General features: G+C 72.3%; 7 protein-coding genes. 5 read left to right on the top strand and 2 right to left on the bottom strand.

All coding sequences use genetic code 11. The annotated features are described in order from the left end of the window. Positions 1-121: 121 nt before the first annotated feature. A complete protein-coding gene (locus tag ACZ60W_RS27515) occupies positions 122-1,423 on the bottom strand; it encodes an MFS transporter (RefSeq protein ID WP_469758063.1) in 1,302 nt (433 codons plus the stop codon). Between the two features lie 674 nt (positions 1,424-2,097). On the opposite strand from ACZ60W_RS27515, the gene ACZ60W_RS27510 reads away from it, so the two are divergent. Further along, entirely contained in the window at positions 2,098-3,288 is a 1,191-nt protein-coding gene (locus ACZ60W_RS27510; protein ID WP_469758062.1) for an amidohydrolase family protein, read from the top strand. Positions 3,289-3,458: 170 nt separating this feature from the next. Then, positions 3,459-4,463, top strand: a complete 1,005-nt coding sequence (locus tag ACZ60W_RS27505; RefSeq protein WP_469758061.1) for an ABC transporter substrate-binding protein — start codon at positions 3,459-3,461, stop codon at positions 4,461-4,463. An 87-nt stretch (positions 4,464-4,550) separates the two neighbouring features. Here the strand turns inward: ACZ60W_RS27505 and ACZ60W_RS27500 are convergent, their stop codons facing one another. Continuing rightward, positions 4,551-6,878, bottom strand: a complete 2,328-nt coding sequence (locus ACZ60W_RS27500; protein WP_469758060.1) for a transketolase-like TK C-terminal-containing protein — start codon at positions 6,876-6,878, stop codon at positions 4,551-4,553. 272 nt (positions 6,879-7,150) lie between these two features. On the opposite strand from ACZ60W_RS27500, the gene ACZ60W_RS27495 reads away from it, so the two are divergent. From ACZ60W_RS27495 to ACZ60W_RS27485, 3 genes are all read left to right on the top strand, one after another. Next, a complete protein-coding gene (locus ACZ60W_RS27495) occupies positions 7,151-7,630 on the top strand; it encodes an Lrp/AsnC family transcriptional regulator (RefSeq protein WP_469758059.1) in 480 nt (159 codons plus the stop codon). A gap of 326 nt (positions 7,631-7,956) precedes the next feature. Then, positions 7,957-8,805, top strand: coding sequence for a fumarylacetoacetate hydrolase family protein (locus ACZ60W_RS27490; RefSeq protein WP_469758058.1), 849 nt, complete (start codon positions 7,957-7,959; stop codon positions 8,803-8,805). Between the two features lie 143 nt (positions 8,806-8,948). After that, positions 8,949-9,521: a VOC family protein gene (locus ACZ60W_RS27485; RefSeq protein ID WP_469758057.1), complete on the top strand. Its 573-nt coding sequence runs from the start codon at positions 8,949-8,951 to the stop codon at positions 9,519-9,521. The last annotated feature ends 6 nt before the right edge of the window (positions 9,522-9,527 follow it).

Raw genomic sequence — 9,527 nt, 5'->3', positions numbered from 1 at the left:
TCCCCCCCCCCCCCCCCCCTCCCCCCCCCCCCCCCCCCCCCCCCCCCCCCCCCCCCCCCCCCCCCCCCCCCCCCCCCCCCCCCCCGTCGGGGGCTTCGGTATGCGCGCGACAGGTCCCGCGTCACGGGGCAAGGGGCGCCTCCGCGTCGGAGGTGACGCCGGCCGGGGCCGGGGCGGCCGTGGTGCGTCGCTCCGACCGCAGCAGGCCGATCAGGACAGCGCCCAGGACGGCCGGGACCACGAAGGCGTAGAACCCGGCCTCGGACGTGCCGACCAGTACGGTGACGGCGGCCAGGTAGCTGGGGCCCACGATGGCGCCGACGCGCCCCACGCCGAGGCTGAAGCCCAGTGCGGTGCCGCGCAGTCGCGCCGGGTGCGCGTGGGCGACGTAGATGTTGACGAGCGCCTGGGTTCCCAGGGCTCCGAAACCGGCGACGCCGGAGACGACGAGGAGCAGGGGCCGGGGCTGCGGCGTACTCAGGGTGATCATGGCGACGGCGGCGAGGAGGAAGCTGACGATCGTGGCGGCCTTCAGCAGCCCGCGGTCGGCGACCAGGGCGGCGGCGAGCGTGCCGACGACGGCCCCGACGTTGAAGGCGATGGAGAACTCCAGCGAGGAGCCGAGGTCGTATCCGTCGGCCACCATCAGCGTGGGGAGCCAGGTACTGGCGCCGTAGACGATGACGAGGCCGGCGAACGTGGCCGCCCAGAACAGCAGCGTGGAACGGCGGTGCTGCGGGGCGAGCAGTCGACGCAGACGGTTGGCGGGCTCGTCGGGCTCTGCCGTGGTGGTCCGCGTCCCGGCCGCCGTCAGGGCCCTCGCCGGGTGATCCGGCACCACGGCGGGGACCAGGCGCCATACGACGGGGATCAGGGCCAGCGGAACGGCCCCGAAGAGGAAGAGCGTGCGGAAGTCCCACTCGGGCAGCAGGGTGCGGCCGACGACACCCGTGACGATGCCGCCGATGGCCAGTCCCGTCGTGGCGGTGCCGACCTGGAGGGAGTGCCGGGCGGGGTCGGCCGCTTCGCTGACGTAGGCGGTGACGAGGGGGATCAGGGCGCCGATGCCCATGCCGGTGAGGAAGCGGGTCGCGCCGAAGAGGGCGAGGTCGCCGGCGACCGCGCTCAGCAGCATGCTCAGGGAGAGCCAGGCCAGGCTGACCGTCATGGGGAGGCGGCGGCCGTAGAGGTCGCCGGCCCAGCCGGCGGCGATGGAGCCGAGCGGCATGCCGAGCGCCGTGAGACTGCCCAGCAGGCCCAGAGTCGACGTGGTGGCGTCCCAATCGGGGTGGGACAGCAGGGAGGGGCCGACCGCTCCCAGGATGAAGAGGTCGTACCCCTCGATGCACAGGATGACGAGTCCAAGGGCGACCGCAGGGGCGGAACGGGGCCTGGTCGCGAGGTTTCCGGGGGTGGGGTTCATGTCCGTACTCCTCAGGGGGGATTGCACCGGCGGGAAGGCCACGGAGACTCCGATGGCGGTGCGGCGGAGGATGGGGGCGAGGGCGGGGCTGCCCGCCGTGCCGGCCGCGCAGGGCAGGGACATGGCAGGGCCGGATCGTTCGACGGCAACCGTGCCTCCCCGCCGCGGTCGAAGTGCCACGGCGGGTTCCTTTGGGGAGGACGGCCGGGACCGTGCGGCACGCGGGGCGGCACGTCACGGCAAGGACGTACTGCTGTACGGACCAAGGGAGTTGAGAGGCGTCCCGTTCCGTCGCGGTCACGCCGCCGGGAGCTGGGTGTGATGCTGGAGCCCGTCACGGGCGTGTGTCAATGCCTGCGTGAGGCCGAGCTCCGGGGCTCTGCCTGACGGAGCAACGGGCGGCGCGACGGGATGCGCGAAGGGTTGCTGTTATCACATATAGCGGCTACGGTCGGTCCGTCTTCCCGGTGCCGGCCCCTCCGGCCCCGCACCGCCCGGCGCGCCCCTCGGCGCCGCCACCCGAACTGACCGCCGCACCCGGGCGTCCCGAGACGCCGCGGCGGCAGTCATGCCTCCCGGCGACAGCGCTCCGACGGTGGATCACCGTCGGTCCCCACGGAGGCCGGGGCACGAACCCTGCACTTTCCGCACCCGCCTGGCAGAAGGACACCACCATGTGCATCAGCCATACGAACCGGCGTGACTTCCTCAAGACGGCCGCCGCGGCCGGCATCGCCGTCGCAGGGGTGTCGGCGCTGGCCGCGCCCGCCTCCGCGCAGGCGCAGGAACACACCGTCCAGCTCGACAAGATCGCACTGACGAACGTCCGCGTCTTCGACGGCGACCAGGTGACCTCCCCGCGCACCGTGGTGGTCGACAACGGACGCATCGGGATCAGCCCGCTCGGCGCGCGCCGGATCGACTGTGGGGGCGCCGTGCTGCTCCCGGGCCTGACCGACGCCCACCTTCACCTGCGGGACGTCGACACCCTGCACGCGCTGGCCGGTTCCGGTGTGACCACCGGCCTCGACATGGCCTCCTTCCCGCCCTCGCTCGTCGACTCGCTGCGCGGACTGCCCGGCCTGACCGACATCCGCACCGCCGGCGCGCCGGCGGTGGCGCCCGGAAGCCCGCAGAGCCGGATCCCGACCTTCCCCGCGGACGCGGTGCTGACCGGACCCGAGCAGGCCGCCCCCTTCGTCCGCTCGCGAATCGCCGAAGGCTCGGACTACATCAAGGTCATCATCGACGAGCCGGGGCTCACGCCGGAGACCGTCAAGGCCGTGACGACCGCCGCGCACTCCGCCGGCAAGCTCGTCATGGCTCACGCGACCACCACGGCCATGGTGGTGAGGGCACTCGACGCGAACGTCGACATGATCCACCACGTCCCGATGGACAGCGCGCTGCCGGCGTCGGTCGCCGCCCGGTACGCCTCGACCGGCACCGTCGCCGTACCCACCCTGACCATGATGGAGGGCTTCGGGAAGCTCGGGATACCCGGCATGGACTACGCGGCCGCCGAGGGCAGCGTCGCCGCGCTGCGCCGTGCCGGGGCGCGGATCGTGGCCGGCACGGACGCGAACCTCACGCCGGGCATTCCGGTGCAACCGCCGTTCGGCACCAGCCTGCACCACGAGCTGGAGCTGTTGGTGCGCGCGGGGCTCAGCAACAGGGAGGCCCTGAGGGCCGCGACGAGTCTGCCCGCCCAGGCGTTCGGCCTGCGTGACCGCGGCGCCATCCGTGTCGGGAACCGCGCCGACCTCGTCCTGATCGACGGGGACCCGCTCGCCGACATCACCGCCACCCGCACCGTCCGGCGCGTCTGGGTCGGTGGTGCGGAATACGCCCCCGCCGCCGCCTGACCCGCCCGCGCACCACCACGACCGGCATCGTCTCCCTGTCGGGAGGCGATGCCGGGGCCCGCACGACAACGCGGTGCGCCCCGGACCCGGTACGTCTCTGCCGTCGAGCGCGGCAGAGCTCGACGTGCGCCTTCGGGCGCTTCCCCTGCATCCAGCCCAGAAACGGCGCCATGGCTCTCCCAGCTCCGACCCATCCCGTACAGCGGCCGAGAGGTGTCGCCGCCCTGCTCACGGTCCTCGCGCTGACGACGACCACGGCCATGGCCTGTTCGCCGCCGGCCAAGGACGAGGAGGCCGAGGTCGGCACCGTGCGCCTGGCGCTCGTCGACGCGGCGCCGCCGAGCCTGCCCCTCCTGGCCGAGAAGAACGGCGACTTCGCCGATCAGGATCTCGACGTGGAGATCTCCTCGCACCCCAGCACGCGCATCGCGTCCTTCGCCGCCTCGCTCGGCTGGGAGTACGACATCGCCTGGGGCACGCCCACCGAGGTCATCGCCTCCGCCTCGCTGGGGCACGACATCACGGTGATCGCCGGCTCCTACACGGACAGCGCCGAGAACCAGCAGTGCCAGATGTACGCCGCCAGGCCGGGCGCGGTCGACTCCGTGTCCGGCCTGCGGGGGAAGCGGGTGGCGGTGCCCTCTCTGTCGGGCGCGCTGTTCCTGGCGGTGCTGACGTCCTTGAAGAGGGCGGGAGTGGACGCCGATCACGTGCGTTTCGTCCAGATGCCCTTTCCCAGCATGTCCGGCGCCCTCGACTCCGGCAAGGTCGACGCCATCGCGACCGTCCAGCCGTACATGGGCGGGGTCGAGGCAGCCGGGCACCGTCCCCTCGGGGACCCGTTCCTGTCGATCGACTCGCCCGCGATCGCCGGCGTGTGGGTCGCGAAGCGCACGTGGGCGGAGAGGAACCCGAGGACGATCGCCGCCTTCGTCGCGGCTCTCGGCTCCGCCGACCGGTGGGCGTCGTCCCACGAGAAGGACGTACGAACGTTCTTGTCGTCCGCGCTGGAGGTACCACGTGAAGGGAACGCGGTGGCTCCGCTGCCGGACTGGGACTCGTCCGTCACTCCGGAGGCGCTGGCGCCCTGGATCGAGGCCATGGCGTCGTCGGGACAGGTCTACGGCTCCTTGCCGAAGGCCGAGGACCTGGTGTGGGCTCCCCCGAGGAACTGACCATGTGCCGTGCGGGGGTGGGGGGGGGGGGGGGGGGGGTCCGCCCCCCCCCCCCCCCCCCCCCCCCCCCCCCCCCCCCACTTCGCTTCACTGGGTGAGGTCGAGTGCGGCAGCGACGATGCTGTCGGTGTCGATGCGGTGGTAGCGGTAGATCTCCTCCAGGGAGCCGGACTGGCCGAAGCGGGTGACGCCCAGCCGGCGGATCGGCACCTGATGGATGCTGGACAGGAAGGCCAGGGTGTGCGGGTGCCCGTCCAGCACGGTGACCAGGGGCGTGGCCCGCTCGGCGGGAAAGACCTGGTCCAGGATCCAGTCCGGCGCCTCGTCGTTGCCGACGCGGGCGTCCAGCGCCTTGTAGAGCAGGCCGGGGCTGGTCACGCAGATGACGTCGGCCGGGATGCCGAGCGCCTGGAGGCGCTCCGCGGCAGCCAGGGCCTCGGTCACCATGGCGCCCATCGCCGCGATGGTGACCTTGGCTCCGTCCTGCCGGCGCAGCGGATAGGCGCCGGCCACGACCTGGCGGCGGCGGCGCTCCCGGGCCGCCGGGTCGGTCGGGACCCGGGCCAGTGTCTGGTCGACGGGGCGCGTGGAGAGCCGCAGGTAGGCCGAACCTCCGTCGGACCTGCCGAGGCGGGACAGGGCGGCCAGCAGCGTCCATTCGGTGTCGAGGGCGAAGGCGGGTTCCCAGGTCGTGCAGCCGGGCTGCTCGATGCCGAGGGACGGTGTGGTGATGGACTGGTGCGCGCCGCCTTCGGGCGCCAGGGTGACGCCGGAGGGGGTGCCCACGAGGATCGACTGGCCGCCGGCGTACATGCCGAAGGACCAGGGTTCCAGGGCGCGGTTCACGAAGGGGTCGTACACGACGCCGATGGGCATCAGGGGCTTCCCCCAGCGGCTCCAGGTGGCGCCCAGTTCTCCGAGCAGACCGACCAGGTTGGTCTCGGCGATGCCCAGTTCGATGTGCTGGCCGGTCGGACGTTCCCTCCAGTGCAGGATGGTCTCCGCGTCGTCGGCGAACCAGTTGACGCGCTCGACGGGCGACCAGACGCCGACCTTGTTGACCCAGCCGCCCAGGTTGGTCGACGAACTGACGTCGGGGCTGACCGTGACCACCCGGCGGGCCGCCTCGGGAGCGGTGCGGGTCAGGTCGAGGAGCGTGCGGCCGAGGGCCGCCTGGGTGGTGGCCACGCCTGTCGGGGTACGGCCGATGTCCGCGGGGACCGTGGGGGGCGGCGTGTCGGTGACGGGGTCCCGGCGCAGTCGCGCACCCGTCAGGGCGCAGAGGCGGGCCGCCGGCGAGTCCGGGGCGAAGCCCTCCCACGGGTGGTCGGGGTCGGCACCCACCTCGTCCGCCAGCTGCCGTATCTGGTCCTCCGTCAGCAGTGAGGAGTGGTTCTGCGGGTGGCCCTGCGTGGGCAGGCCGTGCCCCTTGACCGTGTACGCGAAGATCACCGTGGGTCGTCGGTCGTCCACTTCGGACAGCGCGGTGTCGAGGGCGGACAGGTCGTGGCCGCCCAGGTTGCGGACCGACTCCATGAGGGTGGCGTCGTCCACCTCCGCGAGCAGCCGGCCGATCGCCGGAGCGTCGGGTCCGGCGCCGGGCAGCCGATCGCGCAGCTCGTCGACCGGACAGCGCAGCAGCCGCTGGTACTCGGGGTTGGACATGTCGTCGATGCGGGCACGAAGGGCGTGCCCGCCGGGGCGTGCGAACAGCTTCTCGAGCAGCGTGCCGTACTTGAGGGTGAGCACCTGCCACCCGGCCGCGGCGAACATGCCGTGCAGGCGGCCGGCGGCGATGTTCGGCACGACGCGGTCGAGGGACTGCCGGTTCAGGTCGACGATCCAGACCAGTTCGCCGAGTTCGGCGACCTGCGGGTCGAGGACCGCCTCCCACACCGCGCCCTCGTCCAGCTCCGCGTCTCCCACCAGGGCGTACTGGCGGCCGACGAAGCCGCCGTCGGCGTTCTCGTCCGCGTAGCGACGGGCCAGGGCGCCCCAGATCGTCGCCGTGGCTCCGATGCCCACCGAGCCGGTGGAGTAGTCCACCGGATCGGGGTCCTTGGAGCGGCTCGGATAGCTCTGGAGGCCGCCGAACGCGCGCAGGGTGGACAGGTGGGGGGCGTCCAGCTCGCCGAGCAGGTGGTTGACGGCGTGCAGGACCGGCGAGGCGTGCGGCTTGACCGACACCCTGTCCTCGGGACGCAGGTGACGGAACCACAGGGCCGTCATGATGGAGACCATCGAGGCGCAGGACGCCTGGTGGCCGCCGACCTTGAGTCCCGACGGGTTGGGGCGCACGCGGTTGGCGTGGTGCACGATGGCGCTGCTCAGCCACAGCACACGGTCCTGGATCTCGTGCAGCACGTCGAGGTCGTCGGACGTGGGCCGACGGGGGGCTGCTGGTGCGGTGGTCATGGCGAGAACGGTCTCCTCGATCGGCACAACCGGCGCGCGGACGCGCGGCCGGCTGTGACTTGGGACGTGTCACGGCGGCGTGGAGAGCGCGCCGGATGCACCCCGGGGCAGGTCGGGCCGACACACGACCGGACACGGTAGGCGGCCTGGTGCCAGGGGCGGGATCGTTGCGGACGAGGAGACCACCAGGTCAGGATGGTGCACAAGAACCCGCGAGGAAATTGCGCAGAATGCTCAATCACTCCTCCTCCCGGCCCCGGAAGGTGCGCACTGTGCCCAGCCCCGAGCGGATCGACCCCACCGACGCGCGCCTGCTTCTGGCGCTGGCGGCTCACCCACGGGCCACGACGGTGGCACTGGCCGAGGCCAGCGGGCTGAGCCGCAACACCGTGCAGGCGCGTCTGTCGTCGCTGGACCGCTCGGGTGCCGTGAGCTCCTTCGAGCGGCGGGTCGAACCGGCGGCCCTCGGCTATCCCCTCACGGCCTTCGTGACCACCCAGGTCGCGCAACGGAGGCTGGACGAGGTCGGGCCCGAACTCGCGGCGATTCCCGAGGTCCTTCAAGTGCACGGGCTGACCGGGGACACCGATTTGCTGGTCCATGTGGTCGCGACCGACGCCGAGGACCTGTACCGCGTGGCCAGCCGGATCCTGGACATCCCCGGAGTCGAACGCACCAGTACGGCACTCGTCATGCGCCAGCTCGTCGACTACCGGATCGCACCGCTGCTGCGCCGGTCCGCCGAGCGCTGACCCCGGGCGTCACACGACGGCCTCCGGACCCGCCGCCCGACTCTTCGGGGAAATCCGTGAGCCCAGCTTCTTGCTGTTATCACATATAGCGCCCTACTGTGTGATCGGCGTCGCAGTCGACGGGAGTCGGGGGGACGCCGAGCGGGACCGGCGGATTCCGCAGTCGGCGTGAGGGCGCCGAAGGCGGCCACCACCCGGTCACCCCACCCGCCCTAGGCCACGAGGCGTACGGCGGCGCGGCTCGGCGCCGACCAGATCCCCTCGGTCCGAACCATCGTCCCGGGCACGCCCGCAGCCCACCACGCGAGGAACACAGGAGCAGCTCCGTGCGCATTGCCAACCTCTCCGGCCGCCTGACCCTCATCGTCGACGGCCTCGCCGTCGACGTCGAGAAGGCCAGCGACGGCCAGTTCAGCGCGGACCCGCAGGCCGTCTACGAGCGGTGGGAGGAGTTCCGCCAGTGGGCGGCGCAGGCATGCCTGCCCGAGGGCGGCCCCGTGGATCCCGCCCTCCTGGGCGCACCCGCACCCGCTCCCCGGCAGGTCATCGCCGCCGGCCTGAACTACCGTGACCACGCGGCCGAATCGGGGTTCGCCCTGCCCGACTCGATGCCCCCGGTCTTCACCAAGTTCGCCAGCAGCATCACCGGCCCCGTCACCGAGGTCACCCTCCCGCCCGGCGGCCACACCGACTGGGAGATCGAACTCGTCGTCGTCATCGGCGTCCGCGCGCACCACATTTCCGCGGAGTCCGCCTGGGACCACGTCGCGGGGCTGACCGTAGGCCAGGACATCTCCGAGCGCATCACACAACTCGAAGGACCCTCGCCGCAGTTCAGCCTCGGCAAGTCCTTCCCGGGCTTCGCCCCCATCGGGCCCTGGGTGGTCACGCCCGACGCGCTCGACGACCCCGACGACCTGGGACTCCGCTGCACCGTGAACGGAGAGGAGGTCCAGAAGGGCCGCACCGGCGACCTGATCTTCTCCGTACCCGAGCTGATCGCCCGCCTCTCGTCGGTCCTCCCCCTGCTGCCCGGCGATCTCGTCTTCACCGGCACCCCGGCCGGCGTCGGCCTGGGCCGTGACCCACAGCGGTGGCTCGCTCCCGGAGACGAGCTGGTCAGCACCATCGAGGGCATCGGAGAACTGCGCCAGCGCTTCGTCGCGCAGACCTGACGCCCCGGCGGCCTCGCAGCCCCGAGGCCGCGCACAGCCACCCGCAGGAACCGTCGCACACCGAAAGCGCGGGCACAGGACCGAACCACCGGGCGTCAGGACGCCACGGCCGGAGGCCCGCGGACTCGATCGAGGAGGATCGGATGACCGCCACACCGAAGTTCGCCCACGTCGTGTTCCAGACCAGCAACCCCACCGGCATGCGGGACTGGTACTGCACCGTTCTCGACGGACACGTGGTGTTCCAGAACGACCACCTGTGCTTCATCACCTACGACGAGGAGCACCACCGCGTCGCCCTGCTCACCCCGCCGGTGCCCCTGGAGCGCAAGTCGCCCACGACCGCCGCGGCGCACCACGTCGCCTACACCTTCGACCACCTCGACGACCTCCTCGCCCGCTACGAGCTGCTGCGCGGCAAGGGCGTCGCCCCTGCGGTGTGCATCGCCCACGGGGTCACCACGTCGATGTACTACCAGGACCCGGACGGCAGCTTCGTCGAGATGCAGATCGACAACTTCGCCGACCCGGAGGAGGCCACCGGCTACATGAGGGGGCCGGAGTACAGCGCCGACGCCGTCGGCCCCGCCTTCGACCCCGAGGCCATGCTCGCCGCCCGCCGCTCCGGAACTCCGGTCGAGGAGCTGATCCACCGGTCCTGGGCTCTGAAGAGCGACCTGCCCGACCCGATGCTGGTCCTCACCGGAGCCGTCTGAGCACGC

The organism is Streptomyces sp. NPDC104202 (assembly GCF_055584185.1).
The sequence above is the reverse complement of the archived record's forward strand: the minus strand, read 5'-3'. Positions and strand labels throughout refer to the sequence as shown.